Genomic DNA, 25,855 nt, shown 5'->3' on the forward strand with positions numbered 1-25,855 from the left:
GGGACATCGGGAGGTAAATACGGCCTAGGCCAAAAGTTAACATGGCATCCGTCATAAGATCGACGCGATGACTTCCCGTGAGACGATCACCGGACACACGGCCGGCGAGATCGCCGACAGCGTGCGGATGCTGCTCGAGCGCGGGATGCTGCGCGCGGATGACGCCCTCCCGCCCGTGCGCGCGCTCGCGGACGAGCTCGGTGTGAACCGCAACACGGTCGTCGCCGCCTACCGGCTTCTCGCCCAGGCCGGCATCGTCGTCGCCCGGGGGCGCGGAGGCACCCGCATCGCCGACGTCGCCCCCATCGCCGCGGAGGGCGTCGCCGCCGACACCGTGCTGCGCGACGTCGGGTCGGGCAACCCCGATCCCACCCGCATCCCGGACCCGACTCCCCTGCTCCCCGGTGTGACGGGACGCCCCGTGCTCTACGGCGAGCCCGTCATCGACCGCGGACTCGCCGTCTGGGCACGCGACTGGTTCGCCGCGGACGCCGACGCAGCAGGAGACGGAACCGACGCCCATCTCACCATCACCGGTGGCGCCGTCGACGCGGTCGAGCGGCTGCTCGCTCAGGCCCTGACACGCGACGACGCCGTCGCCCTCGAAGATCCCTGCTTCCTCGCGAGCATCCACACGGTTCGACTCGCCGGCTACCGGGCGCTCCCGGTTCCCGTCGACGCCGAAGGAATGACCGTCGCCGGGCTGGAGGCCGCGCTCGAGGCGGGCGCCCGCGCCGTCGTGGTCACCCCGCGCGCGCAGAACCCCACGGGTGCGAGCCTGTCGGCCGAGCGTGCCGCCGCGCTCCGCCGGGTGCTCGCCCCGCATCCCTACGTGCTGGTCATCGAAGACGATCACTTCTCCCTGCTGTCGACGCAGCCGTACCGGTCGATCATCGGCCCCGGCCACCGACGCTGGGCGCGGGTGCGGTCGGTGTCGAAGTTTCTCGGTCCCGACATGTGCCTCGCGGTGACGGCATCCGATCCCACCACCGCGGAACGGATGTCGCTGCGTCTGGGCTCGGGCACGACGTGGGTCAGTCACCTGCTGCAGCGCCTCACGCACGCGCTCGTCACCGACGACGCGGCCGCCGCGACCATCGCCGCCGCCGGCGCGCACTACGCCGCCCGCAACGCCGCCTTCGCCGAACGGCTCAGCATCGGCGGTCTGCCCTGCACCGCGGGCGACGGTCTCAGCCTGTGGATCGAGGTGCCCGGCCCGGCACGCGCCGTCGCCGATGCGCTGATGCGGCGCGGGTGGCTCGCCCGCACCGGTGACGAGTTCCGCCTCACCGCGGACGAGCCCTCGCGGCACCTCCGGCTCACCGTCCACGACCTCGACGACGACGAGGCCGACGCACTCTCCCGCGACCTCCTCGCCGCGGCTCTCACCCCCTCGCGAAAGGTATGACCCGATGAAGGTCCTCTCGATCCAGTCCGCCGTCGCCTACGGTCACGTCGGCAACTCCGCCGCCGTCTTCCCGCTTCAGCGCATCGGCGTCGAGGTGATGCCGGTCTACACCGTCAACTTCTCCAACCACACCGGCTACGGCGCGTGGCGCGGACCGATGATCAGCCCCGACGACGTCAGCGCGGTGATCACGGGCGTCGAGGAGCGCGGCGTCTTCCCCCAGATCGACGTCGTGCTGTCCGGCTATCAGGGCGGCGAGGGCATCGCCGATGTCATCCTCGACGCCGTCGCGCGGGTGAAGGCGGCGAACCCGGATGCCGTCTACGCGTGCGACCCCGTGATGGGCAACGCCACGTCGGGGTGTTTCGTCGCACCGGCCATCCCGGTCCTGCTGCGCGACCGGGTGGTGCCGGCCGCCGACATCATCACCCCGAACCAGTTCGAGCTCGGCTTCCTCACCGAGACCGACCCGACCGACCTCGACTCGACCCTCGCCTCGGTCGACGCGGCGCGTGCGATGGGTCCGCGCACGGTGCTCGTCACGAGCGTGCAGCGTCCCGACCGGCCCGCCGGCACGATCGAGATGCTCGCGGTCGATGAGGGCGGCGCATGGATCGTGCGCACCCCCCACATCCCCATGAAGGCGAACGGCTCGGGGGACGTGACGGCGGCCCTGTTCACCGCGCACTACCGCAGCACCGGTTCAGCGGCCGAAGCGCTCGCCCGGACGACATCCAGCGTCTTCGACCTGCTCACGCGCACGCACGAGTCCGGCCAGCGCGAGCTGCAGCTCGTCGAGAGCCAGGAGGCCTACGCGCACCCGCGGATGCAGTTCACCGTCGAGCAGGTGCGCTGACGGGTCAGTACTGGCCGCCCGCCTCGGTCCAGGCCTGCTCCCACTGGGGGGCGTCGTCGGGGCAGAGGAACCGGGTTCCGAAGACCATGATGCTCACGGCGCCCTCGCGCGAGGCGTCGTCGACGGCGAGGCTGCCGATCAGCGGTGACGTCACGACGTGCGTGCGGAAGGATGCCACGTCGATCTCGTGACCGTTGAGGATGGAGGTCTCGCACGCGTCGAGCGCGAGGGCGAGCGTGACCGTCTCGGCCTGCTCGGACCACTGCCCGCCGTTGGCCTCGACGTGAGCGCGCTGCTGGGCGACGAGGTCCTGCTGCGCGGGCGTCTTCGCGGTGAGCACCGGCTGGCCCACGGGCTGCTGCTGCTCGGCGATGAAGGCGTCGCGTTCGGCGAGGACGTCGCCGGTCATCGCCCCGTCGCCGCCGGCATCCGGGGTCGGGGTCGGGGTGGCGCTCTTCTCCGGCGTCGAGGCCGTGGGTGCGGGGGTCGCGTCGGACGAGCCCGCGTCGCCCGTCGGCGTGCAGCCGGTCAGCGCGAGGGCGCCGACGACGGCCAGCGCGGCCAGGGTCGCGGTGCGGGGACGGGCGGTGATCGACATGGTGCCTCCTCGGTGAGCGGCCAGGCTATCCCCCGCGTCGGACCCCGCGCGGGGGCTTGCGCTCGGGGCCGAGCACGAGGAAGGCGGCGTCAGCCGCGCGGCCAGGCGGTCGCGACCGCCTCGCGCACCTCGCCGAGCAGCTGCGGCAGCGCCTTGGTCTTCGCGATGATCGGGAAGAAGTTCGCGTCCGTGGCCCAGCGCGGCACGACGTGCTGGTGCAGGTGGCCGGCCACGCCGGCGCCGGCGACCGCCCCCTGATTCATGCCGAGGTTGAACCCGTCGCAGCGGGACACCTCGCGCAGCACGCGCATCGCGGTCTGCGTGAGCTCTCCGATCTCGGCGACCTCCTCGGGCGTGGCGAGGTCGTAGGTCGCGATGTGCCGGTACGGGCACACGAGCAGGTGGCCCGAGTTGTACGGGAACAGGTTCAGCAGCACGAAGGCGGTGCGCCCGCGCGCGACGATCAGGCCGTCGGCGTCGGACTTCTCGGGAGCGGCGCAGAACGGGCACTCCTCGACCAGCGGATCGGGCCCGGCCTGGATGTAGGCCATCCGGTGGGGCGTCCACAGCCGCTGGAACTCGTCGGGCACCCCGGCCAGGTGCGCGGCGTCCTCGACCGAGCGCGGGATGCCCGACGTGTCGCTCACGCCAGGTGCTCCGCGGTGTCGACAAGGGCGCGCTGGGCGATGGCCGCGCGGATGCGCTCGACCGCCTCGTCGACCGGGACGCCGTTGGTCTGCGATCCGTCGCGGAAGCGGAACGAGACGGTACCCGCCGCACGATCCTGTTCGCCGGCGATCAGCTGCAGCGGCACCTTCTGCGTCGTGTGCGTGCGAATCTTCTTCTGCATCCGGTCGTCGGAGCGGTCGAGCTCGGCGCGCACGCCGGCCTCGCGCAGGCGCGTGACGATCGTCTCGAGGTAGGGCGCGTAGTCCTCGGCCACCGGGATCGCGACCACCTGCACGGGCGCGAGCCACACCGGGAAGGCCCCCGCGTAGTGCTCGAGCAGGATCGCGAAGAACCGCTCGATCGAGCCGAACAGTGCGCGGTGGATCATCACCGGGCGGTGCTTCTCGCCGTCGGGACCGGTGTACTCGAGCTCGAACCGTTCGGGCTGGTTGAAGTCGAGCTGGATCGTCGACATCTGCCACGTGCGGCCGATCGCGTCGCGGGCCTGCACCGAGATCTTCGGGCCGTAGAACGCCGCCCCGCCCGGGTCGGGCACGAGCTCGAGCCCCGAGCCCTCGGCGACGCGTCGCAGCGTGTCGGTGGCCTGCTGCCAGAGGGCGTCGTCGCCGATGAACTTCGGGTTGCCCTCCTCCTTCGTCGACAGCTCGAGGTAGAAGTCGTTGAGGCCGTAGTCGCGCAGCGTCTGCAGCACGAACTCGAGGCTGTGCACGAGCTCGGCCTCGACCTGGTCGGCCGTGACGTAGATGTGGGTGTCGTCCTGCGTCATGCCGCGCACGCGCGTCAGGCCCGAGAGCGTGCCGCTCTTCTCGTAGCGGTAGACCGAGCCGAACTCGCTGAGGCGCAGCGGCAGTTCGCGGTAGCTGCGTCCGCGCGAGCGGAAGATCAGGTTGTGGAACGGGCAGTTCATGGGCTTGAGGTAGTACTCCTGGCCCTGCCGGGTCACGTTGCCCTCGGCGTCGACGGTCTCGTCGAGCTTCATGGGCGGGTACATGCCGTCGGCGTACCACTGCAGGTGACCGCTCGTCATGAACAGGTCGCCCTTGGTGATGTGCGGGGTGTTGACGACGTCGTACCCGTTCGCGAGCAGACGCTCGCGCATGTACCGCTCGATCTCGTAGCGGATGATGCCGCCCTTGGGGTGGAACACCGACAGCCCCGGACCGATCTCGTCGGGGAACGAGAACAGGTCGAGCTCGACGCCCAGCTTGCGGTGGTCGCGGCGGGCAGCCTCGGCGAGGCGCTCCTGATAGGCGCGCAGCTCGTCCTTCGAGGGCCACGCGGTGCCGTAGATGCGCTGCAGCTGCGGGTTCTTCTCGCTGCCCCGCCAGTAGGCGGCCGCGACCCGGGTGAGGTCCCACCCGTTGCCGATGAGGCGCGTGCCGGGCACGTGCGGGCCACGGCAGAGGTCCTTCCATGCCGTCTCGCCGTCGCGGGTTACGTTGTCGTAGATCGTCAGCTCGCCGGCGCCGATCTCGGCCGAGGCCCCCTCGGCGGCATCGGCGCCCGACCCGGGACCGCCGGCGAGCGCGACCAGCTCGAGCTTGAACGGCTCGTCGGCGAGCTCGGCGCGCGCTTCGTCCTCCGTCACGACCCGTCGGACGAAGCGCTGGTTCTCGCGGACGATGCGCTCCATCTCCTTCTTGATCGACTTGAGATCCTCCGGAGTGAAGGGCTCGTCGACGCCGAAGTCGTAGTAGAAGCCGTTCTCGACCGGCGGGCCGATGCCGAGGTTCGCCTGAGGCCGGATCCGCTGCACGGCCTGCGCGAGGACGTGCGCGGTGGAGTGGCGCAGGATCGCGAGGCCGTCGGGGCTCGCGACCGTCACCGGCTCGACGGCATCCGTCTCGGTCACGACCGTGGCGAGGTCCTTCAGCTCACCGTTGACGCGCAGGGCGACCACAGAGCGATCGGGGAAGAGGGCGAAGCCGTCGGCGGGGTACGACACGTCCGACGGGGAAACGACGTCAGTCAAGGGAACATCTCCAGGTGGGTGGCTCGGATCAAGGCTACTCAGCTTCGGACGCACGCCGCGCCCCGCCCGCTCAGGCCGAGAGCGTTCGGCCGGCGGCGACGAAGCGGGTGAGCACCCGGGCTCCGATCCGGCGTCGTTCCATCCGACCACTGTATCCCGCGCCGCCGCACCGCCAGCGACCGGCAGGGACCATGATGGATGCCGTGAAGCTCGCCATCGCCGGAGCCGCACTGCTGCTCGTGGCGGCGGGCGCGGTCGTCAGCGGCATCCTCCCCCCGGGCGAGCTCGTCGGGATCGCCGAGCGCGTCGCACCGATCCTGGGCTTCGTCGTGGCCGTGACGATCGTCGCCGAGCTCGCGGCGAAAGCGGGGGTGTTCGACGTCGCGGCGGGCCGGCTCGCCCGTGCCTCGCGAGGCCGGACGATCGTGTTGTGGCTGCTGGTGGTCGCGCTCGCCGTCGTCGCGACAGCCTTCCTCTCTCTCGACACGACCGCGGTGCTGCTCACCCCGGTCGTCGTGGCCGTTGCGCGCGCGAACGGGCTGCCGCCGCTCCCCTTCGCCTTCACGACGGTGTGGCTCGCCAACACCGCATCGCTCGTGCTCCCGGTGTCGAATCTCACCAATCTCCTCGCACTCGACCGTCTGCCGGCCGGCGGCGCGCTCGCCTTCATCGCGCTCATGGGCCCGTCCGCCGCGATCGCGATCGTCGTCACGGTCGCCCTGCTCTTCGTCATCCACCGCCGCGACCTGCGCGGTCGCTTCGAGCCCGCTCCCCCGCCGCGCGTCGCCGACCGGCTGCAGCTGGTCGCGGCATCCGTCGTGGTGATCGTGCTCATGCCGGCTCTCGTCAGCGGACTGGAGCCCTGGATACCGGCAGCCATCGCCGCCGCCGTGCTCGTCGCCCTGTTCGCGTGGCGCTCGCCCCGCGGGCTCTCGGTGCGGCTCGTGCCCTGGTCGCTGCTGGTGTTCGCCGCGGGGCTGTTCACCGCCATGGCGGCGCTCGAGTCGCTCGGTTCGGCGGCGGTGGCGGCGACCGTCGCCGGTGAGCCGGGCGGGCCGGGAGAGCTCTGGCGCGTCGCGGGCACCGCGCTCGTCGCCGCCAACGCCGTCGACAATCTGCCGGCATACCTGCTGTTGGAGCCGGCCGCGGGCACACCCGAGCGACTCGGCGCGCTGCTGATCGGCGTCAACGCCGGCCCGCTCATCACACCGTGGGCGTCCCTTGCGACCCTGCTCTGGCACGAGCGCCTGCATGCCGTCGGCGTCGACGTCCCGTGGCGGCGCTTCGTGGTGTGGGGCCTCGTCGCCGCGCCCCTGGTCGTCGGGCTGTCGGTGCTGCCGCTCGCGCTTCGCTGAGGCGCGCGGGCGTCAGGCGAGGGTGAGGTCGACCTGGATCTCCGCGGCCAGGCGCTCCAGATCGGCGATGACCTCGTCGGCGTCGAAGCCGACAGGCAGCCGCACCACCATCGTCGCCTCGAACAGCGTGCCGCCCGACATCGGGGCTTCCAGCGTCCGACTGGTCAGAGCGTCGATGCTGAGGGCGTGCACGCCGACGGCGTCGCTCACCTCGCGCACGATTCCCGGTCGGTCATTGCCCAGAACCGTGAACCGCAGTGCCTGCCCGGTCGCCGCGACCGGCGCGAGAGGCTGATGCGTCGTGATGCGCAGCAGGCCGTCGAGGCGCTCGAGCGCCGCGACGAGCCCTGCCTCGCGGTCATCGGGAATCTCGACCAGGACGATGCCCGCGAACGCGCCCGCGAGCTCGGCCAGTTCACTGCGCTCCCAGTTGCCGCCGTGCGCGGCGACGGTGTCGGCGAGGGTCCGGACGAGTCCGACGCGATCGTCGCCGACGACGGTGAGCACGAGGCGGGTCATGGCGCCGAGCCTAGCGGGCGGCACCGGGCAGCGGCATCCGAGTGGAACGTTCACGATTCGCGTCGCGTGACGGCGTTGCGCCACACGACCGTGTTGAGCTCGCCGGCATCGCTCATCCAGAAGACGACGACCACGCGGTCGTTCCACCCCCGAGCGACGGCCGCGACGCGTTCGGCGGGCTTGTGCGGCCACGAGATCCAGGCCCAGACGGTCGGCCACTCGGTCGGCCACACCAGTTCGTCCGGCCCGTACGCCTGCATGGGGATGGTGCACGGGGGGATGCGCATGAGCGTCCGCTGCAGGTGCTCCGCCGATCGCCGGTCGATGGCGTCGGCGTACCGCTTATTCGTTCCCACGTGGCCGGCGTCCCTTCCCCCCGGCCGCGAGCATGCCACGATCGACCGACATCGCCGCGGAAGCCGCCAGAAACGACAAAACCCCCGGATGACCGGGGGTTTTACTCGGTGCGCGATACTGGGATCGAACCAGTGACCTCTTCCGTGTCAGGGAAGCGCGCTACCGCTGCGCCAATCGCGCCTATACAGGCTGTTCAGTTGTGAGGCGAGGTGGCGACGGGATTCGAACCCGTGTAAACGGCTTTGCAGGCCGGTGCCTAGCCGCTCGGCCACGCCACCGTGTGTGGTTCTGACCCACGTGCCGGACCTCCCTGACGGGAGATCCTCGCACTCGAGCGGATGACGAGATTCGAACTCGCGACCCTCACCTTGGCAAGGTGATGCGCTACCACTGCGCTACATCCGCATTTCGTTCCGGATCGCTCCGGCACTTGTTAAACATTAGCCGACGATCGCACGAGTGCAAAACCGGCGGCGCCCCGCGCGTGTCTCGCTCTCGCGTTCGGGAACCGCCGCGGCATCCGGTATGCTCGTGTCTCGGCCCTCCGGGGCCAGCACGGGCGATTGGCGCAGTTGGTTAGCGCGCTTCCTTCACACGGAAGAGGTCGTGGGTTCGAGTCCCGCATCGCCCACCATCAGCCCCGTTTCGCATCGTCGAGCGGGGCTTTTCGGTATCCGGGACAGGACGGCGGGTGCCGTCAGACGACACCCGTCGCGCCCAGCAGCGATCCGATGCCGAACGTGGCCGCGAGTGCGAGCGCCCCGCCGAGGACGACTCGGACCGTCGGTCGCAGCGCGGGGCTGCCGCCGAGCCGCGCGCCCGCGTACCCGGTCAGCGCGAGCGCTGCGAGCACGACGACGAACGTCACGGGAACCCGCGCTTCCGCCGGCGGCAGCAGGATCGCCAGCAGCGGAAGCAGCGCGCCGATAGTGAATGCCAGGGCGCTCGCGCCCGCCGCCGCCCAGGGGCTGACGACGGCGTCCTCGGTGAGGCCGAGCTCGGCTTCGAGGTGCGCCGCGAGCACGTCGTGCTCGGTCAGCTCCTCGGCGACGCGACGTGCCGTCTCGGCGGAGAGCCCCCGCTGCTCGTACAGCCCCGCGAGCTCGGCGAGCTCGGCGTCGGGATCGGCCGCGAGCTCACGCCGCTCCTTCGATATCAGCGCGCGCTGACTGTCGCGCTGGCTGCTGACCGAGACGTACTCGCCCAGCGCCATCGAGATGGCGCCGCCCACGACACCTGCCACTCCGGCCGTGAGGATGGGCGCTGTCGCCGTCGTTGCCCCCGCCACGCCGACCACGAGCGCCGCTGTCGACACGATGCCGTCGTTCGCGCCCAGCACCCCGGCTCGCAGCCAGTTCAGCCGTCCGGAGAGCGAGACGGCGTGCGGCTCACCCGGGTGGGTGCCCGGCGCGTCCGGCGAGGATGCGGTCATGAGCCCCATGAAACCACTCGAGCGCGTCAAGGCGCAGGGCCGCGCCAGAAGACGATGCGCTCAGCCCGCGTCGGTCCAGCCGTATCGCTGCGCCAGCGCTGCGGCGACACGGCGGAAGCCGTCGCGTCCGAGCCCGCCCGCCTCGCGCCGAATGCCGTGGGCGGGTACGAGATAGATCTGATCGACATCGAGCCAGGACGGCCGCCCCTGGCGGTCCCAGTCGCCCGTCCCGAGGGGCAGGTGATCGCGTTCACCGTCGTGGGGCTTGCTCGTCAGCTTCATCGCCCAGCTGCGCCCGCCATCCGCGCGCGCGAGGACGAGCAGCGGACGGTCCTTGCCGCGCGCGGGGTCCTCCTCGTACGGCACCCACGCCCAGACGATCTCGCCCGGATCCGGCAACGCGTCCGGCCGCGGCTCGTATGCCAGGCGCAGCCCGCGCTTCGGCGGCAGCGGCACTTCGACGACGGATGCCGCACCCGCCCGACTCGCCTCGGCGCTGCGGTCGCGCGTCGCGTGCGGCGATGGGGACGGGGTCCGCGTCGGCGGTGCGGGCGCCACGGGCGCTCTCCGCGGTCGAAGCAGGTCCCATACGCGTGCCAGAACACCCATCACGCCACGCTAACGCAGTCCCCCTTGGCCGGTGTCGCCCGTGCCGCCGGCGCCCCGACCTCACCTGGCAGCTCGCGCCCCCACCACTCCCCCGACGGGGCGGGAACTACCAGCTGGCCCCGAGGCTGCAGCCCCACGGCATCCCAGCCCGGCGCCCCGACCTCACCTGGCAGCTCAGGCCCCCACCACGCGCGCGCACGGGCCAGAACTGCCACCCGAACTCGGGCGGCGAAACTCACCTGGCAGCTCCCGCCACCACCAGCCCGCGGACGCGGCGGGGACTGCCAGTTGATCCCGAGGCTGCAGCCCCACGACATCCCAGCCCAGTGCCCCGACCTCACCTGGCAGCTCCGGCCCCCACCAGCCCGTGGGCGCGGCGGGAACTGCCAGCTGGCCCCGAGGCTGCAGCCCCACGGCATCCCAGCCCGGCGCCGAGCCCTCACCTGGCAGTCCCGGCCCCCACCAGCCCGTGGAGGCGGCCGGAACTGCCAGCTGACCCACGCAACGGGAGCACGACGAAGGGCGGGGCGCCGCGGGGAAATCCGCGACGCCCCGCCCTTGCGGCGGTCGGTGTCAGACCTTGGCGTCGGACAGCGTGTAGCCGACCTCACCGTGGACGACCGTGTCGATGCCGGCGATCTCGTCCTCGTTCTTGACGCGGAAGCCGATCGTCTTCTCGATCGCGAGACCGATGACGAAGGCGAGCACGAACGAGTAGGCGAGCACGGCGAGCGCCGCGATGGCCTGGACGATCAGCTGGCTGGCGTCGCCGCCCATGAACAGGCCGGTGCCGTTGGCGAAGAAGCCGAGGTACAGCGTTCCGATGAGACCGCCGACGAGGTGGATGCCGACCACGTCGAGGGAGTCGTCGAAGCCGAGCTTGTACTTCAGCTCGATGGCGAGGGCGCAGGCCGCACCGGCGATGAGGCCGAGGACGATCGCCCAGATCGGGTCGACCGAGGCGCAGGCCGGGGTGATCGCCACGAGACCGGCGACGGCACCCGAGGCGGCGCCGACCGACGTGGGCTTGCCGTCCTTGATCTTCTCGACCAGCAGCCAGGCGAGCAGCGCGGCGGCGGGGGCGGCGATCGTGTTGATGAACGCGAGCGCCGCGGTGCCGTCGGCGGCGAGCTCGGAGCCGGCGTTGAAGCCGAACCAGCCGAACCACAGCAGACCGGCGCCGAGCAGGACGAACGGCGGGTTGTGGGGGACGTGGACGCCCTTCTGGAAGCCGACGCGCTTGCCGAGTACCAGAGCCAGCGCGAGCGCGGCGGCACCGGCGTTGATGTGGACCGCGGTACCACCGGCGAAGTCGATCGCTCCAACGCCGAAGACGTCCTGCAGGCCCTTGGTGATCCAGCCGCCGTACTCGAACGAGCCGTCGTCGGCGAGGCCGAAGTTGAACACCCAGCTCGCGACCGGGAAGTAGACCACGGTGGCCCACACTCCGGCGAACAGCATCCAGGCGCCGAACTTGGCCCGGTCGGCGATGGCGCCCGAGACGAGCGCGACGGTGAGGATGGCGAAGGTCGCCTGGAAGCAGACGAAAGCCATCGGCGGGTAGGCGGCGTCCTCGGGGGTCTCGAGCAGGCTGCTCAGTCCGATCGCGCTCCAGTCGATCGCCCAGGGTGCGACGGTGCCCTCAGCGCCGGGGAAGGCGATGGCGTACCCGAAGAGCACCCACAGGACGCCGATGAGCCCGAGCGCTCCGAAGCTCATCATCATCATGCTGATGACGCTCTTGGCCTTGACGAGGCCGCCGTAGAAGAACGCGAGTCCGGGCGTCATCAGCAGGACGAACGCGGCTGCGATGAGTATGAATGCGGTGTTGCCTTGATCCATCTCGAGGGAAACCTCTCTGCAGGGACGCAGGTGTAGCGTCGGGTCCCCTCAGTGTCGAGGTGCCCAGTTTCCCCCGACCGCGCACTCGTGTTTCCGATCGGTTACGCGAGCGCTCCCCCGGTAAACATCACGTTTCCCCGCGCCGCGCGCACCCTGCGTGTCCCCTCAGGAGTGGGTGAGAGCGACCAGGCGCGAGATCGCTCGGAGGTACTTCTTGCGGTATCCGCCGGCGAGCATGTCATCACCGAAGACCTCGTCGAGCGGCCGCCCCGTCGCGCGGATGGGGATCTGTGCGTCGTAGGCGCGGTCGACGAAGGCGACGAAGCGCAGGGCAGCCGACTGGTCGGTCAGCTGCGCGACATCGCGCAGGCCGACGACCGAGACGCCGTCGATGAGGCGGATGTAGCGCGAGGGGTGGACGCTCGCGAGGTGCGCCACCAGGTCGGCGAAGGCGTCGTCCGACACGGCGGTGGTGGCCGCGGCATCCGACACGGTCCGCTCGTAGTCCTCGGGACTGAGCGCGACGGCGTGACCGTCGACGGCGCGCTGACGGTAGTCCGTGCCGTCGATGCGGATCGTCTCGAAGCTCGCCGACATGGCGTGGATCTCGCGCAGGAAATCCTGCGCCGCGAAGCGCCCCTCGCCGAGCGCGTTGGGCGGCGTGTTCGAGGTCGCGGCCAGGCGCGTCCCCGAGGCGACGAGCTCGCCCAGAAGTCGGGTCATCACCATGGTGTCGCCCGGGTCGTCGAGCTCGAACTCGTCGATGCACAGGAGATCGGACCTGCGCAGCAGCTGGACGGTGTTCTGGTAGCCGACGGCGCCCACAAGCGCGGTGTACTCGATGAACGAGCCGAAGTACTTCCGGCGGGCCGGCATCGCGTGGTAGATCGCCGCGAGCAGGTGGGTCTTGCCCACGCCGAATCCGCCGTCGAGGTACACGCCGGGCTTCATCGCCGGCGCCTTCTTCGCGCGTCGGAACAGGCCGCCGCGGGCGGCCCGAGCGCCACCGCCCGCGAAGGTCTCGAGCAGGTCCTTCGCCTCCTGCTGGGAGGGGTACTGCGGGTCGGCCCGGTACGAGTCGAAGGTCGCGCCGTCGAACTGCGGCGGCGGCACGAGCGCGGCGAGCACCTCGGCTCCGCCCACCTCCGGACGGCGGTCGCTCAGGCGCAGGATTCCGGCGGATGTGCTCGTCACGGATCAACCCTAACGGCGTGCGAGGATGACGCCGTGCGAGTGAGCGAGTTGCGTCCGGCCACCGGTGAGACTGCCGACATCGCGACGGAGGACGGTCGCGCGTGGCTGACCGAGCGCTACCGGCGCCCCGCCGGGGGCTACGTCCGGCTGAACATGGTGACGACGCTCACCGGCGCCGCGGTCGGCGGCGACGGGACGAGCGACAGCATCACGAGCCCGACCGATCGGACCATCCTCGGCATGATCCGCCGTGACGCCGAGGTCGTCGTCGTCGGAGCCGAGAGCGTCCGCGCCGAGGGCTACGTGGTGCCCCGGACCGCCGCCCTCGCGATCGTGTCGCGCACGGGCCGGCTCGACGGTCATCGACTCGAGCCGGCCGCGGCCGGTCGCGTCATGCTCGTCGTCCCGGCGAGCGCGACTCCCGGGGCCCCCGCCGGCATCGACGTCGTGCACGCCGGCGCCGGTCCCGACCTGTCCCCCGTCGAGATCGTCGAGGCGCTGCGCTCGCGCGGACTCTCGCGCATCGTGTGCGAGGGCGGGCCGACGCTCGCGTCCGCGTTCGCCACCGCCGACCTCATCGACGAGTACTGCATCACGGTGGCACCGCGCATCACGCCGGTCGAGCGTCCGCTGCTGTCGATCGCGGGCGACCGCGAACTCGCGGTGGCCGGCGCCCTCATGGACGAGGCGGGCTTCAGCTACCTGCGCCTGCGGCCCGCCGGTCGAGCCAGTCGCGGATGACGCGCGTCCACCGTTCCGGGTCGTAGTTCCACAGCTTCGTGTGGCGCGCGACCTGGAACACCTCGAGCTCGACGAGATCGGGACGCGCCTGCGCGAGCTGGTACGAGGCGTCGGCGGGGACGAAACCGTCGTCGTCGCTGTGCAGGATGAGGATCGGATGCCGCAGCTCGGCCGCTCGCGCCACGACGTCGAGGGTGTCGAACGGGATGGGCGCGTTGAGTCCGAGCAGACGCGAGCCCCAGTCGCTGTCGAGGGCGCGCACGGCCGTCGTCGCAACGGGCGCGGGGATGCGCAGCAGATCCGCCTGATAGTCGAGCACGACGCGCCAGTCGATCGCGGGCGACTCGAGGATGATGCCGGCGATGAGGTCGCGGTGGGCCGAGTTCAGGGCCACTTGCAGGGCGATGGCGCCGCCCATGGACCACCCCATGAGGAACACGCGCTTCGCGCCGCGGCGCCGGGCCGCTCCCACAGCGGCATCCACGTCGCGCCACTCCGTCGCGCCGAGCATGTAGGTGCCTGTGCGGCTGCGCGGCGCCTCACCGTCGTTGCGGTACGACACGAGCAGCGACGAGATGCCCGCGGCGTGGAAGACCGGGACGGCGCGCAGGGCTTCGGCGCGCGTCGTGCCGCGACCGTGGATCTGGATCACCCAGGTGTCGCTGGGCGCGCCGGTCGGACCGTCAGCGGGGAAGAACCACGCGGGGCACGGGCCGAGCGGCGACCCGACGAGCTCGGTCCGGAAGGGCAGGTGCAGCTCTTCGGGTGCGTCGTAATACCAGCCGCTGAAAGCGGCCGCCGCCGACAGCCGGTCGTCGGGCGTGATCTGGGTGAGCAGCTTGCGCTTGACCGACGTGCCATCGAGCGAGAGCACCGCGCCCACCTTGACGTACGAGGCGGTCCCGGTCGTGAAGAGGCCGTACCGCCCCGGCAGCTGCGTGTCGTCGGTGCGCGACAGCGTGACCGTCTGAGCCGGCACGTCGACGGCGAGGAGCTCGGTGTCGGGCACACGGCCCGCGGGGGTCACGACCTTGCGCGCAACCCGCATCGACACGGTTCCGAGGGCCGCCAGCGTCAGGCCGAGCGCCCCGGCGAGCGCGACGATCGAGGTCTTGACCGCTGCCGCTGCTGCTGGAGATGCGCCCGCAGCTCCGGCGCGCCTGGAACCCATCATCGAGGCCTCACTCTAGTCTGTCGACGTGGCCGATCCCCGTCCTCCAGCTGACGCGGCGCCGTTCGTCGCCGCGCGTGAGGCGGTTCTGGCGATGGCGTTCCGCGATGACCTCGTCGTGCGCGAGATCGCGGCGCCCTCGGGACTCGCTCCCGACAGCCTCGCTCTCGCCGGCGACGTGCGCCCCGAGGATCACGGCGTCGACTCCCCCTACGGCACCGGGCGCATCGTCGTGCTGCACGACCCCGACGAACCGGACGCGTGGGGCGGACCCTGGCGGATCGTCGCGTTCGCCCAGGCCCCGCTCGAGCCCGAGATCGGTGTCGATCCGCTGCTGGCGGAGGTCGCCTGGTCCTGGTTGATCGACGCGCTCGAGGCTCGCTCGGCGTCGTTCCACTCGGTGTCGGGTACCGCCACGAAGACACTGTCCCGCGGTTTCGGGACCCTGGCCGACGAGGGCGATGGCGCCCAGATCGAGCTGCGCGCATCCTGGTCGCCCGTGGGCGACATCACCGCCCACATCGACGCCTGGGCGGAACTGACCTGCATGCTGGCCGGCCTTCCTCCGGGGTCGGAGGGCGTCGCCGTCTTCGGAGCACGCCGGGGGAACCGTGGCTGAATACACCGTCATCGCCGATGACGCCGAACTCGAACGCGCCGCCGCACTGCTGGCATCCGGCTCGGGGCCCGTGGCCGTCGACGTCGAGCGCGCGTCCGGCTTCCGCTACTCGCAGCGCGCCTACCTGATCCAGGTGTTCCGGCGGGGTGCGGGCGTCTTCCTGTTCGATCCGCCGGCGCTGTCGACGTTCGCCCCCTTGCAGGCGGCGATCGGCGAGGCCGAGTGGGTCCTGCACGCCGCGAGCCAGGACCTTCCCTCGCTGCGCGAGGCCGGGCTCGACCCGGTGTCGATCTTCGATACCGAGCTCGCCGCTCGCCTGCTCGGGCACGCGCGGGTCGGGCTCGGCGCCGTCGTCGAAGACACCCTCGGCATCGTCCTCGCCAAAGCGCACTCCGCGGCCGACTGGTCGACGCGCCCGTTGCCGCAGTCGTGGCTCGAGTACGCCGCCCTCGACGTCGAGCATCTCATCGACGTCCGCGACGCCCTGGCACAGGAGCTCGAGGCGCAGGGCAAGGTCGAGTTCGCGGCTCAGGAGTTCCAGGCTGTCCTCGACCGTCCCGTGAAGCCCCCGCGCGAGGATCCGTGGCGCCGCCTGAGCGGCCTCCACGCGGTGCGCGGCCGGCGCGCCCTGGCCGTGGCGCGAGCCTTGTGGACGGCGCGCGAGGAGTACGCCCGCGAGCAGGATGTCGCTCCCGGGCGCCTCGTTCCCGACCGCGCCCTCGTCGCCGCGCTCATCGCCGACCCGCGCTCGAAGCAGGACCTCGCCCGCGTGAAGGACTTCACGGGGCGCGCCAGCCGGTCGCAGCTGGACCGGTGGTGGGCCGCGATCGAGGCAGGTCGGGCCGAGCAGACGCTGCCGCCCGACCGCCTGCCCGGCGACGGCCTGCCGCCGCCCCGCGCTTGGGCCGAGCGCAACCCTCCCGCCGACGCTCGACTCAAAGCCGCCAAGCCGCTCGTCGAGCAGCGCGCCGAGGAGCTCTCGATGCCGACGGAGAATCTGCTGACCCCCGACCTGCTGCGCCGCGTCGCGTGGGCACCGCCCGCCGAGATCACCGCCCAAACGGTCGGCGAGGCCCTCGCGGGCCTCGGCGCTCGCCCGTGGCAGATTGAGCAGACCGCACAGCTGATCGCGCAGGCCTTTGTGGATTCCGTGCACGAGCCTCCCGTGCAGCCGCCGACCGCTTCGTAGGTTCGACCCAAGCGATTTTCCCGGCCCCGCGGGGTCTCTAGGCTGGTGGGGATCCCATCTTCTGGAGGCAAAGTGGCCGAGATCTCGGACGTCTACTTCATCGACGGCATGCGCACGCCCTTCGGGCGCGCCGGCGAGAAGGGCATGTACTGGAACACGCGAGCCGATGACCTCGTCGTCAAGGCGATTCGCGGGGTCCTCGAGCGGAACCCGGATGTTCCGCTCGATCGGATCGACGACGTGGCAATCGCCGCGACGACGCAGCAGGGCGATCAGGGTCTGACGCTCGGCCGGACGGCGGCGATCCTCGCCGGCCTCCCGCAGAGCGTGCCCGGCTTCGCCATCGACCGCATGTGCGCCGGTGCGATGACGAGCGTGACGACCATGGCCGGCTCGATCGGAGTCGGGATGTACGACCTCGCGCTGGCCGGCGGGGTCGAGCACATGGGCCGTCACCCGCTCGGCGGCAGCGACGCCGACCCCAATCCCCGGTTCCTCACCGAAAAGCTCGTCAGCGCCGACGCCCTGAACATGGGCATCACCGCGGAGCGCCTGCACGACCGCTTCCCCGCGCTCACCAAGGAGCGCTCCGACCGCTTCGGCATGCGAAGCCAGCACAAGGCGCAGGCGGCGTACGACGCCGGGAAGATCCAGCCCGACCTCGTCCCCGTCGCCGTGAAGTCGGCCGACGGTGCATGGGGCCTGGCGACCGAGGACGAGGGCCGCCGCCCCGAGACCACGATGGAGGGCCTCGCGCAGCTGAAGACTCCCTTCCGTCCGCACGGACGCGTCACGGCGGGCACCTCGTCGCCGTTGACCGACGGCGCGACGATGAGCCTGCTCGCCGGCTCGCGTGCCGTGAAGGAGCTCGGACTCACCCCCAAGATGCGCCTGGTGTCGTTCGGCTTCGCCGGAGTCCAGCCCGAGGTCATGGGAATCGGACCGATCCCGTCGACCGAGAAGGCGCTGGCCAAGGCGGGCCTGACGATCGACGACATCGGGCTGTTCGAGCTCAACGAGGCGTTCGCGATCCAGGTGCTGTCGCTGCTCGACCACTTCGGCATCGACGACGACGATCCCCGTGTGAACCCGTGGGGCGGCGCGATCGCCGTGGGCCACCCGCTCGCGGCATCCGGTGTGCGGCTCATGCTCCAGCTCGCGGCGCAGTTCGCCGAGCGCCCCGATGTCCGCTACGGCCTCACCGCCATGTGCGTCGGGCTCGGCCAGGGCGGCTCGGTCATCTGGGAGAACCCGCACTACACCGGCAAGAAGAAGAAGTGAGGCGCGCCGACATGAGCTACGACGACATCGACTTCTCCCCGCTCGACGCGCTGACCGGCGACGAGGTCGTGACGCACGCGCTGGTGCGCGACGTCCGCCTGGCATCGGGACGCACGCTCGCCCTCATCACCCTCGACAACGGGCGGGATCACACCCGTCCGAACACGCTCGGACCCGCGACGCTCGCCGAGCTCGGCGGCGTCCTCGACACGCTCGCTGCGCGTGCCCGCTCAGGCGAAATCGACGCTGTCGGCATCACCGGCAAGCAGTACATCCTCGCCGCCGGCGCCGACCTCTCGGATGTGTCGCGACTGCCCTCCCCCGAGATCGCGAAGCTCGTCGCCCAGCGCGGACACCAGGTGCTCGGCCGGCTCTCGACGCTGGGCGTCCCCTCGTTCGCGTTCGTCAACGGCCTCGCGCTGGGCGGCGGCCTCGAGATCGCGCTCAACAGCACCTACCGCACGGTCGACTCCTCTGCCGCCGCGATCGCGCTGCCCGAGGTCTTCCTGGGCCTCATCCCCGGCTGGGGCGGCGCGTACCTGCTGCCGAATCTCATCGGCATCGAGAACGCTCTCGAGGTCGTGGTCAGCAACCCGCTGAAGCAGAATCGCGTCCTCAAGCCGCAGCAGGCGTTCGACCTGGGGATCATGGACGCGATCTTCCCGGCGGTGAGCTACCTCGAGGACTCGCTGCGCTGGGCGGACGGCGTGCTCGGCGGTTCCGTCAAGGTCGAGCGCAAGAACGAGCCCGGACGCATCGAGCGACTCACCAAATGGCCCATCGCGATCAAGGTCGCCCGCGGCATGCTCGAGTCGAAGATCGGCACGGTGCCCCGTGCGCCCTACATCGCGCTCGACCTGCTCGAGAAGGCCCGCAGCGGCAGCCGAGACGAGGGCTTCGCCCGCGAGGACGACGCCCTGGCCGAACTCATCTCGGGTGACCAGTTCGCCGCCTCGATGTACGCCTTCGACCTCGTGCAGAAGCGCGCGAAGCGCCCCGTCGGCGCGCCGGACAAGTCACTGGCGAAGAAGGTCACGAAGGTCGGGATCATCGGCGCGGGGCTCATGGCGAGCCAGTTCGCCCTGCTGTTCGTGCGCAAGCTGCAGGTGCCGGTGCTCATCACCGACCTCGATCAGGCACGCGTCGACAAGGGCATCGCCTACATCCACGAGGAGATCGGCAAGCTCGAGGCGAAGGGCCGGCTCGATTCCGACACGGCGGGCAAGCTCCGCTCGCTCGTGCACGGCACGGTCGACAAGGCCGAGTACGCCGACTGCGACTTCGTCATCGAAGCCGTCTTCGAAGAGGTGGGCGTGAAGCAGCAGGTCTTCGGCGAGATCGAGCGCATCGTCGCCGACGACGCTATCCTCGCCACGAACACCTCGTCGCTGTCGGTGGAAGAGATCGGTGCGAAGCTCGCCCACCCCGAGCGCCTGGTCGGGTTCCACTTCTTCAACCCGGTCGCGGTCATGCCGCTCATCGAGATCGTGCGGACGCCGCAGACGACGGATGCCGCCCTCTCGACCGCTTTCGTGGTCGCGAAGGGTCTCGGCAAGAACGCCGTGCTCACGGCCGACGCCCCGGGCTTCGTCGTCAACCGTCTGCTCGCGAAGGTCATGGGCGAGGCGGCGCGGGCCGTCTACGAGGGCACGCCGGTCGCCGATGTCGAGCGGGCGTTCGCTCCCCTGGGACTGCCCATGGGACCGTTCCAGCTCATCGATCTGGTCGGATGGAAGGTCGCGGCCCACGTCCAGGACACGATGACCTCGGCGTTCCCCGACCGCTTCTACGCGAACGAGAACTTCCACGAGCTCGCCGAGCTGCCCGAGGTCGTCGAGAAGGACAAGGGCGGCCGCGTCACCGGTTTCACCAAGGCGGCGGAGAAGGTCGCGAAGAAGGCGACCGGCAAGACACCCGCCTCGGCCGAAACGATCCTCCGTCGCGTCCAGGACGGCCTCGCGCAGGAGATCAAACTCATGCTCGACGAGGGCGTCGTGCCCGAGGTGCAGGACATCGACCTGTGCCTCATCCTCGGCGCCGGGTGGCCGTTCATCGACGGCGGTGCCTCGCCCTACCTCGACCGCGAGGGCGCGTCGGAGCGGGCGTTCGGCGACACCTTCCACCACCCGCCCATCCGCGGCATCGCTCACCGCTGATCACCGTATGGACGGAAGAGCCCCGCGGCCGGTACACCGCGGGGCTCTTCCGTGTCGCGACGACACGGCGGGTGCTACCTCTGCGCGCCCTGCACCCGCAGGTCGCGCGCGAGCTGGTCGCGCTGCTCGATCACGATGCGACGCAGAGCCGCGGGCGCGTCCGCGTGCGCCTCGAGCCACCGCGTCGACGCGGTGAGGTCGTCGCCCGCCGGGAACAGCCCGCGGACGAGTCTCCGGGCGATCTCGATGCTGCGGGATCGCCAGACGGCCTCGATGCGAGAGAAGTAGTCGTCGTCGAAGGCGGCGATGAGGTCGCGGCGGCCTCCAGCGCGCACACCGGCGATCGTCGCGTCGAGCTCGTCGTTCGACAGTGACTCGTCGGTCCATGCGGCCGTCCATGCGGCTCGCCGGATCGCGGCGTCCGGTCGGGCCGCGAGCGCCGCCCGATGGGCCGTCCGGCCTTTCGCCGTGTCGTCGCGCACGAGTTCGGCATCGATGTCGGCTGCGGTCGCCGTCCCCGTCGCCGAGAGCGCGAACAGCCAGCTCCACCGCAGGTCGGCGTCGAGCACGAGTCCCTCCGGAGCCTCGCGCTCGCCGTCGAGCAGCTCGCGCAACTCCCTCGCCCGACCGCCGTCGGCCGCCGCGGCGACCCCGACCGTCCGCGCCCACACGAGCTGGGCGTCCGAGCCCGGGGCGGCGGAGAACAGCGACTCCCACGCGGTCGCGAGCCAGGCTGCGGCATCCGACGCGCGCCGGGCCGGGTGCGCGTAGTGGGCGATCGCGTAATTGGCGTGAGCGAGCGCGTCCGCGAGCAGACCGACGTGCGACTCCTCCCGCGCGTGGCGGGCGACGATCCCGAGATAGCGCTCGGTGTCGAGCATCCCGTCCCGGACTGCGTTCCACAGTGCGGCCCAGGCGACCGAGCGGGCGAGCGGATCCGCGATCGTGGACAGCGACCGAGAGAGACCGTCGGTCGCGGCCTCGTCCAGACGCACCTTGGCGTACGTCCGGTCGTCGTCGTTCGGGATGACGAGGATGCCGTCGGTGCGCTGCGGAAGCGCGGTACGGGCATCCGCGAGATCGATCCCGACGCCATCCACGCGCTGGATGCCTCCGTCGGTCTCGCGGTAGCGGCCGATCGTCACACGGTGCGGTCGCGGGTCGGTCTGCACGACGACCGCCTCGCCGCCCGCGTCGTGTTCGACGGACAGCTCCGACATCCCTGTCGTCAGCAGCCACGCGCGGCTCCAGTCGCGCAGGTCGCGTCCCGACTCCTGTTCGAGCGCGCGCAGGAGGTCGTCGAGCGTGGTGTTCCCGTAGGCGTGATCGGCGAAGTAGCGGCGAGCTCCCGCGAAGAACGCCTCCTCACCGACGTAGGCCACGAGCTGCTTGAGCACCGAGGCCCCCTTGGCGTACGTGATGCCGTCGAAGTTCAGCTTCGCCGCCTGCAGGTCGGGGATGTCGGCGACGATGGGGTGGGTGGTCGGCAGCTGGTCCTGCTCGTAGGCCCAGCCCTTGCGGCGGCTCGCGAAGCTCACCCACGCGTCGGGGTAGAGCCCGGTCGCGACCGAGGCGTGCGATCCCATGAAGTCGGCGAAGGACTCCTTGAGCCACAGGTCGTCCCACCACCGCATCGTCACGAGGTCGCCGAACCACATGTGCGCCATCTCATGGAGAATCGTGTTCGCCCGTGCCTCGTGCTGCGCCCTCGTCGACGCCCCGCGGAAGACGTAGGCCTCGGTGAACGTGACGAGACCGGGGTTCTCCATCGCGCCCAGGTTGTACTCCGGAACGAAGATCTGGTCGTACTTGCCCCAGGGATACACGACCCCGAACGCCTCGGAGAAGTAGGTCAGTCCGCGACGGGTGACATCGACGATCTCGTCGGCATCGAGGTGCTCGGCCAGCGACGCGCGGCACAGGACGCCGAGGGCGACGTCTCCCTCCGGCCCCGTCCACCGCGAGTCAACGCGGTGGTACGGACCCGCCGCCACAGCCGTGATGTAGCTCGAGATCGGCAGCGTCTCGGCGAACTCGACCTCCACTCCCCCGTCGACCTCGTCGCGGCGCACCTCGGCACCGTTGGAGAGCACCTCCCAGCCGGCCGGCGCGCTCACCCGCATCCGCCACCGCGCCTTCAGGTCGGGCTGCTCGAAACAGGGGTAGACGCGTCGGGCGTCGGCGGGCTCGTACTGCGTGTACAGGTAGACGGCGTCGTCGACCGGGTCGACGAAGCGATGCAGCCCCTCTCCTGACCGGCTGTACACACCTTGAGCTTCGATGGTCACGATGTTGGTCTCGGCGAGACCATCGATGCGGATGCGTGCGCCGTCCCACGCGACCGGCCGCGCCTGGCCGTTGACGGTCACGGCGTCGACTGATGCGCCGAGGAAGTCGACCCATGTCTCCGCGCCGGGGGTCGCATCGAACGCAAGGGTCGAGCGCGTGGCGAAGAAGGTCTCGTCGAGCGTCGCGGCACCGCGCAGGTCGAGTGCCACATCAATGGTCCGCACGCGGAGGTCAGCGGCGCGGCGCTGTGCGTCGGAGCGCGTGAGGTTGTCGTCGGTCATCCCCTCATGCTTCCATGCGGCGCTCGCGGGCCTGGCTCTCGGCATCGGGGCGTCGTACTATCTGAACATGTTCAGTAATGCTCGGCTCGACGGTTCCAAGAGAGACCGCACGCGCGCCGTCATCGTCGAGACCGCCCTGCGCTCCTTCCGCGAACGAGGCTACGACGCCACGACGATCCGTCACATCGCGGCGGAGGCGGGGGTGTCCGTCGGGACGACGAACTACCACTTCGCCTCCAAGAACGAGCTCGTGCAGGAGTTCTACCTCGAGGTGCAGCACGCGCACCGGGATGCCGCCGCCCCGCGCCTCGCTCGAACGCGCGATCTCGGCGAGCGGCTGGCGGCGGTCTTCCACACGGGACTGGATCAGCTCACGCCCACCCACGAGCACGCCCCCGAGTTCCTGACCGCGGCGGTCTCACCCCGTTCGTCGATCAACCCGCTCTCGCCCGAGTCGAATGCGGCGCTCGCCATCGTCGAGGAGCTCTTCCGCGAGGCGGTCACAGGCGCCGACCACAAGCTGCCGGCCGACATCGCCGCCGCGCTGCCGAGCGCCCTCGTGTTGGCGCACCTGCTGCTCGCGATGTACTGGGTCTACGACGACTCCCCCGGTCAGGTGCGGACCCGACGGCTGCTCGACAAAGGGCTCGGTCTTCTCGCCCTGGCACTGCCGCTCGCGCGCCTGCCGCTGCTGCGCCGGCCGCTGCGCGAGCTGCTCGACCTGATCGCCGAGGCGCGCGCATGACCGCCCCGCAGCACGTCCCGGATTCGCCGCGGACCGAAGCCGAGCCGCTCGCCTTCACCCGGGCGGAGTTCCTGCGCGGCGCCGGTCGCGCCTGGCTGTGGACGACGCTCCTCCTCATCGCCGTATGGGGAGTGCTTTCGGGCGGGTTCACACTCACCGTCGGCTCGGTGTTCATCCTCATGGCCTCGGTCCCCGGGCTCGTCGTCGGGGCTCCCGGGGCCTACGCGATCGGGCGGCTCCTGCGGCGCTCGCCTCACGTGGCCTCGCACGCGATCGTCTTCGCGACGTACGGTGCGGCGATCGGCGCCACGACCACGCTCGTCGCGGTGCCGCTCATGACGGGCGGCTCGGACCTCGGTTCTGCCGGGGCAGCGTTCTCTCTCGTGAACGCGCCGGTCAGCGCGGTGGGCGTGGCCGTCGCGTGGTTCGCGACCGCGCGACAGGCGTTGCGATCGGATCGAACAGGCGGCGACCTCGCCACCGACCGTGATGCCGACGCCGCCGCCGAGGATGCCCTCGCCGACCGCTACCGCGTCATCGACCCGGACCCGCGTCGCCGCCGTCAGCGACCGCGGGCCTGAGGCTCGCCGTCGGTCGCCTCGGAGCGCGTCGGCGCGTCAGCGGCATCCGCCCAGTCCGGATCGGCGTCCGCGTGCGGCCGAGCGATCGGGATCCGTGTGCCCAGCACCTGCGAGACGACGTCGTGGGCGATCTTCGCCGCCGTGAGCCCCGCGTCCTCGAGGATCTCGTCACGTTCGGCGTGGTCGATGAACTCGTCCGGAAGGCCGAGCTCGTCGACGGCGGTGTCGACGCCCGCCTCGCGGAGCACCTGACGGATGCGGGTGCCGATGCCTCCGACCCGGATGCCGTCTTCGATCGTGATGACGAGGCGGTGGCTCGCGGCGAGCTCGACGACGGACGGCACGACGGGCACGACCCACCGGGGGTCGATGACGGTGGCGCCGATGCCCTGCGCGCGAAGGCGATCGGCGACGTCCACCGCAAGGCGCGCCATGGGGCCGATTCCGACGATCAGCACGTCGTCGGACTCGCCGCGCACGAGCACGTCGGTTCCGTCGGCACGCCGTTCCACGGCCGGCAGCTCGGTCCCGACGCTCCCCTTGGGGTATCGGACGACCGTCGGCGCATCGTCGACGTCGAGCGCCTCGCGGAAGACCTCGCGCAGCCGCTCGCCGTCGCGCGGCGCCGCGATGCGGATGTTCGGCACGAGCTGGAGCATCGCCAGGTCCCAGATGCCGTGGTGGCTGGGACCGTCCGGTCCGGTCACGCCGGCGCGGTCGAGCACGAAGGTCACGCCGGCGCGGTGCAGCGCGACATCCATCAGCACCTGGTCGAACGCGCGGTTCATGAAGGTCGCGTAGATCGCCACGACCGGGTGCAGCCCGCCGAAGGCCAAGCCCGCGGATGCCGCTGCCGCGTGCTGCTCGGCGATGCCGACATCGAGCACGCGCTCGGGGAAGCGCTGCGCGAACGGCAGCAGACCGGTCGGGCGCAGCATCGCGGCCGTGATCGCGACGACATCCGACCGCTGCTCGCCCGCGGCCAAGAGCTCCGAGGCGAAGACGTCGGTCCAGCTCGTCGATCCGCTCGATCCCACCGGGCGGCCCGTGGCGGGATCGATCTTGCCGACGGCGTGGAACTGGTCCGCCTCGTCGAGGCGGGCCGGCTCGTAGCCGCGACCCTTCTCGGTGATCGCGTGGACGATGACGGGGGCGCCGTACTCCTTCGCGAGGCGCAGCGTCTCGATCATGGCCTCGAGGTCGTACCCGTCGACGGGTCCGAGGTACTTGATGTCGAGGTTCGAGTACAGGGCCTCATTGTTGACGAACCGTGACAGGAAACCGTGCGTGCCGCCGCGCAGCCCCCGGTAGACCGCGCGGGCCGCCGGGCCGAGACGCCCGAACAGCGACGCGGAGCCCTCGTGCAGCGAGCGGTACGTGTCGCCGGTGCGCACCTTGTTGAGGAAGCGCGCCATCCCGCCGATCGTCGGTGCGTACGACCGGCCGTTGTCGTTCACGACGATCACGAGATTGCGGTCGTTGTCGTCGGAGATGTTGTTGAGGGCCTCCCACGTCATTCCGCCCGTGAGCGAGCCGTCGCCCACGACGGCCACGACGTGGCGGTCGGTGCGCCCCGTGTGGGCGAAGGCGCGCGAGATGCCGTCGGCCCAGCTCAGCGAGCTCGACGCGTGCGAGGACTCCACGACGTCGTGGGCGCTCTCGCTGCGCTGCGGGTAGCCGGCGAGGCCACCGCGCGAGCGCAGCCGCGAGAAGTCCTGACGGCCCGTGAGCAGCTTGTGCACGTACGACTGATGGCCGGTGTCGAAGACGACCGGGTCGTTCGGGGAGTCGAAGACGCGATGGATGGCGAGCGTCAGCTCGACCACTCCGAGGTTCGGTCCGAGGTGTCCGCCGCTGCGTGCGACGTTCTCGACGAGGAAGGCCCGGATCTCACGCGCGAGCGCCTCGAGCTCGGCGATCGAGAGGGCGTCGAGATCGCGCGGGTGCGAGATCGAGGAGAGCAACGACAT

General features: G+C 71.0%; 22 protein-coding genes and 4 tRNA genes. 11 read left to right on the forward strand and 15 right to left on the reverse strand.

Annotation, left to right across the window (positions count from 1 at the left end):
• The first annotated feature begins 67 nt into the window (after positions 1 to 67).
• Positions 68 to 1,408 (forward strand): aminotransferase class I/II-fold pyridoxal phosphate-dependent enzyme, encoded by a 1,341-nt coding sequence (locus JOF37_RS03020; RefSeq protein WP_210004959.1) that lies wholly within the window; start codon positions 68 to 70, stop codon positions 1,406 to 1,408.
• 4 nt (positions 1,409 to 1,412) lie between these two features.
• Positions 1,413 to 2,264 carry a pyridoxal kinase PdxY gene (gene pdxY / locus JOF37_RS03025; protein WP_210004961.1) on the forward strand — a complete coding sequence of 284 codons (852 nt, stop codon included), beginning with the start codon at positions 1,413 to 1,415 and terminating at the stop codon, positions 2,262 to 2,264.
• Between the two features lie 4 nt (positions 2,265 to 2,268).
• Here the strand turns inward: pdxY and JOF37_RS03030 are convergent, their stop codons facing one another.
• The 3 genes from JOF37_RS03030 to thrS all read right to left on the reverse strand — a co-directional run bounded on the left by JOF37_RS03030 (position 2,269) and on the right by thrS (position 5,524).
• Positions 2,269 to 2,862 carry a hypothetical protein gene (locus JOF37_RS03030; RefSeq protein ID WP_210004963.1) on the reverse strand — a complete coding sequence of 198 codons (594 nt, stop codon included), beginning with the start codon at positions 2,860 to 2,862 and terminating at the stop codon, positions 2,269 to 2,271.
• Positions 2,863 to 2,951: 89 nt separating this feature from the next.
• A complete protein-coding gene (locus JOF37_RS03035) occupies positions 2,952 to 3,509 on the reverse strand; it encodes an HIT family protein (RefSeq protein WP_210004964.1) in 558 nt (185 codons plus the stop codon).
• Positions 3,506 to 5,524: a threonine--tRNA ligase gene (gene thrS / locus JOF37_RS03040; protein ID WP_210004965.1), complete on the reverse strand. Its 2,019-nt coding sequence runs from the start codon at positions 5,522 to 5,524 to the stop codon at positions 3,506 to 3,508. The genes JOF37_RS03035 and thrS overlap by 4 nt, the downstream gene beginning before the upstream one ends.
• Before the next feature lie 194 nt (positions 5,525 to 5,718).
• On the opposite strand from thrS, the gene JOF37_RS03045 reads away from it, so the two are divergent.
• On the forward strand, positions 5,719 to 6,879 hold the full coding sequence (locus tag JOF37_RS03045; RefSeq protein ID WP_245338341.1) for an ArsB/NhaD family transporter: 1,161 nt from the start codon (positions 5,719 to 5,721) through the stop codon (positions 6,877 to 6,879).
• A gap of 12 nt (positions 6,880 to 6,891) precedes the next feature.
• Here JOF37_RS03045 and JOF37_RS03050 read toward each other — a convergent pair whose 3' ends face one another.
• The 5 genes from JOF37_RS03050 to JOF37_RS03070 form a co-directional block, all read right to left on the reverse strand.
• Positions 6,892 to 7,398 carry a glycine cleavage system transcriptional repressor gene (locus JOF37_RS03050; protein ID WP_210004970.1) on the reverse strand — a complete coding sequence of 169 codons (507 nt, stop codon included), beginning with the start codon at positions 7,396 to 7,398 and terminating at the stop codon, positions 6,892 to 6,894.
• A 50-nt stretch (positions 7,399 to 7,448) separates the two neighbouring features.
• Positions 7,449 to 7,754 (reverse strand): hypothetical protein, encoded by a 306-nt coding sequence (locus JOF37_RS03055; protein WP_210004973.1) that lies wholly within the window; start codon positions 7,752 to 7,754, stop codon positions 7,449 to 7,451.
• A 109-nt stretch (positions 7,755 to 7,863) separates the two neighbouring features.
• Positions 7,864 to 7,935, reverse strand: a tRNA-Val gene (locus tag JOF37_RS03060).
• 27 nt (positions 7,936 to 7,962) lie between these two features.
• A tRNA-Cys gene (locus tag JOF37_RS03065) sits at positions 7,963 to 8,033 on the reverse strand.
• A 55-nt stretch (positions 8,034 to 8,088) separates the two neighbouring features.
• A tRNA-Gly gene (locus JOF37_RS03070) sits at positions 8,089 to 8,160 on the reverse strand.
• A gap of 152 nt (positions 8,161 to 8,312) precedes the next feature.
• Here JOF37_RS03070 and JOF37_RS03075 point away from each other — a divergent pair.
• Positions 8,313 to 8,389 (forward strand) — tRNA-Val (locus JOF37_RS03075).
• 63 nt (positions 8,390 to 8,452) lie between these two features.
• Here JOF37_RS03075 and JOF37_RS03080 read toward each other — a convergent pair.
• The 4 genes from JOF37_RS03080 to zapE all read right to left on the reverse strand — a co-directional run bounded on the left by JOF37_RS03080 (position 8,453) and on the right by zapE (position 12,832).
• Positions 8,453 to 9,187, reverse strand: coding sequence for a VIT1/CCC1 transporter family protein (locus JOF37_RS03080; RefSeq protein ID WP_210004975.1), 735 nt, complete (start codon positions 9,185 to 9,187; stop codon positions 8,453 to 8,455).
• Positions 9,188 to 9,247: 60 nt separating this feature from the next.
• Positions 9,248 to 9,745 carry a type II toxin-antitoxin system PemK/MazF family toxin gene (locus tag JOF37_RS03085; protein ID WP_271174855.1) on the reverse strand — a complete coding sequence of 166 codons (498 nt, stop codon included), beginning with the start codon at positions 9,743 to 9,745 and terminating at the stop codon, positions 9,248 to 9,250.
• Between the two features lie 624 nt (positions 9,746 to 10,369).
• Entirely contained in the window at positions 10,370 to 11,638 is a 1,269-nt protein-coding gene (locus JOF37_RS03090) for an ammonium transporter (protein ID WP_210004978.1), read from the reverse strand.
• Positions 11,639 to 11,803: 165 nt separating this feature from the next.
• Positions 11,804 to 12,832 carry a cell division protein ZapE gene (gene zapE, locus JOF37_RS03095; protein WP_210004980.1) on the reverse strand — a complete coding sequence of 343 codons (1,029 nt, stop codon included), beginning with the start codon at positions 12,830 to 12,832 and terminating at the stop codon, positions 11,804 to 11,806.
• 33 nt (positions 12,833 to 12,865) lie between these two features.
• Here zapE and JOF37_RS03100 point away from each other — a divergent pair, with 33 nt between their 5' ends.
• A complete protein-coding gene (locus JOF37_RS03100; protein WP_271174854.1) occupies positions 12,866 to 13,573 on the forward strand; it encodes a dihydrofolate reductase family protein in 708 nt (235 codons plus the stop codon).
• Here the strand turns inward: JOF37_RS03100 and JOF37_RS03105 are convergent.
• Complete coding sequence (locus JOF37_RS03105) at positions 13,527 to 14,747, reverse strand: alpha/beta hydrolase family protein (protein WP_210004982.1); 1,221 nt, start codon at positions 14,745 to 14,747, stop codon at positions 13,527 to 13,529. The two genes, JOF37_RS03100 and JOF37_RS03105, sit on opposite strands and share 47 nt — an antisense overlap.
• Positions 14,748 to 14,772: 25 nt before the next feature.
• On the opposite strand from JOF37_RS03105, the gene JOF37_RS03110 reads away from it, so the two are divergent.
• From JOF37_RS03110 to JOF37_RS03125, 4 genes are all read left to right on the forward strand, one after another.
• Positions 14,773 to 15,363, forward strand: coding sequence for a DUF3000 domain-containing protein (locus tag JOF37_RS03110; protein WP_210004983.1), 591 nt, complete (start codon positions 14,773 to 14,775; stop codon positions 15,361 to 15,363).
• Positions 15,356 to 16,552: a ribonuclease D gene (locus tag JOF37_RS03115; protein WP_210004984.1), complete on the forward strand. Its 1,197-nt coding sequence runs from the start codon at positions 15,356 to 15,358 to the stop codon at positions 16,550 to 16,552. The genes JOF37_RS03110 and JOF37_RS03115 overlap by 8 nt, the downstream gene beginning before the upstream one ends.
• Positions 16,553 to 16,624: 72 nt before the next feature.
• On the forward strand, positions 16,625 to 17,833 hold the full coding sequence (locus tag JOF37_RS03120; RefSeq protein WP_210004985.1) for a thiolase family protein: 1,209 nt from the start codon (positions 16,625 to 16,627) through the stop codon (positions 17,831 to 17,833).
• Positions 17,834 to 17,844: 11 nt separating this feature from the next.
• A complete protein-coding gene (locus JOF37_RS03125; protein WP_210004986.1) occupies positions 17,845 to 19,989 on the forward strand; it encodes a 3-hydroxyacyl-CoA dehydrogenase NAD-binding domain-containing protein in 2,145 nt (714 codons plus the stop codon).
• A gap of 74 nt (positions 19,990 to 20,063) precedes the next feature.
• On the opposite strand, the gene pepN is transcribed toward JOF37_RS03125, so the two are convergent.
• Positions 20,064 to 22,559: an aminopeptidase N gene (gene pepN, locus JOF37_RS03130; protein WP_210004987.1), complete on the reverse strand. Its 2,496-nt coding sequence runs from the start codon at positions 22,557 to 22,559 to the stop codon at positions 20,064 to 20,066.
• A 67-nt stretch (positions 22,560 to 22,626) separates the two neighbouring features.
• On the opposite strand from pepN, the gene JOF37_RS03135 reads away from it, so the two are divergent.
• The gene (locus tag JOF37_RS03135; protein ID WP_210004988.1) at positions 22,627 to 23,304 is read left to right on the forward strand and encodes a TetR/AcrR family transcriptional regulator; all 678 of its coding nucleotides are present in this window, start codon (positions 22,627 to 22,629) and stop codon (positions 23,302 to 23,304) included.
• Positions 23,301 to 23,885 (forward strand): hypothetical protein, encoded by a 585-nt coding sequence (locus tag JOF37_RS03140; protein WP_210004991.1) that lies wholly within the window; start codon positions 23,301 to 23,303, stop codon positions 23,883 to 23,885. Before JOF37_RS03135 ends, JOF37_RS03140 begins: the two co-directional genes overlap by 4 nt.
• Here the strand turns inward: JOF37_RS03140 and dxs are convergent.
• Complete coding sequence (dxs, locus tag JOF37_RS03145; protein ID WP_210004992.1) at positions 23,867 to 25,855, reverse strand: 1-deoxy-D-xylulose-5-phosphate synthase; 1,989 nt, start codon at positions 25,853 to 25,855, stop codon at positions 23,867 to 23,869. The genes JOF37_RS03140 and dxs overlap by 19 nt on opposite strands.

The organism is Microbacterium imperiale (assembly GCF_017876655.1).
Classification (GTDB): domain Bacteria; phylum Actinomycetota; class Actinomycetes; order Actinomycetales; family Microbacteriaceae; genus Microbacterium; species Microbacterium imperiale.

Coding starts and splice junctions, on each gene's coding strand:
- dxs (WP_210004992.1), bottom strand. CDS start 25,855: ATGTCGTTGCTCTCCTCGATCTCGCACCCGCGCGATCTCGACGCCCTC.
- JOF37_RS03135 (WP_210004988.1), top strand. CDS start 22,627: ATGTTCAGTAATGCTCGGCTCGACGGTTCCAAGAGAGACCGCACGCGC.
- JOF37_RS03105 (WP_210004982.1), bottom strand. CDS start 14,747: ATGATGGGTTCCAGGCGCGCCGGAGCTGCGGGCGCATCTCCAGCAGCA.
- JOF37_RS03140 (WP_210004991.1), top strand. CDS start 23,301: ATGACCGCCCCGCAGCACGTCCCGGATTCGCCGCGGACCGAAGCCGAG.
- JOF37_RS03080 (WP_210004975.1), bottom strand. CDS start 9,187: ATGACCGCATCCTCGCCGGACGCGCCGGGCACCCACCCGGGTGAGCCG.
- JOF37_RS03045 (WP_245338341.1), top strand. CDS start 5,719: ATGGATGCCGTGAAGCTCGCCATCGCCGGAGCCGCACTGCTGCTCGTG.
- JOF37_RS03125 (WP_210004986.1), top strand. CDS start 17,845: ATGAGCTACGACGACATCGACTTCTCCCCGCTCGACGCGCTGACCGGC.
- pepN (WP_210004987.1), bottom strand. CDS start 22,559: ATGACCGACGACAACCTCACGCGCTCCGACGCACAGCGCCGCGCCGCT.
- JOF37_RS03020 (WP_210004959.1), top strand. CDS start 68: ATGACTTCCCGTGAGACGATCACCGGACACACGGCCGGCGAGATCGCC.
- JOF37_RS03030 (WP_210004963.1), bottom strand. CDS start 2,862: ATGTCGATCACCGCCCGTCCCCGCACCGCGACCCTGGCCGCGCTGGCC.
- JOF37_RS03050 (WP_210004970.1), bottom strand. CDS start 7,398: ATGACCCGCCTCGTGCTCACCGTCGTCGGCGACGATCGCGTCGGACTC.
- pdxY (WP_210004961.1), top strand. CDS start 1,413: ATGAAGGTCCTCTCGATCCAGTCCGCCGTCGCCTACGGTCACGTCGGC.
- JOF37_RS03090 (WP_210004978.1), bottom strand. CDS start 11,638: ATGGATCAAGGCAACACCGCATTCATACTCATCGCAGCCGCGTTCGTC.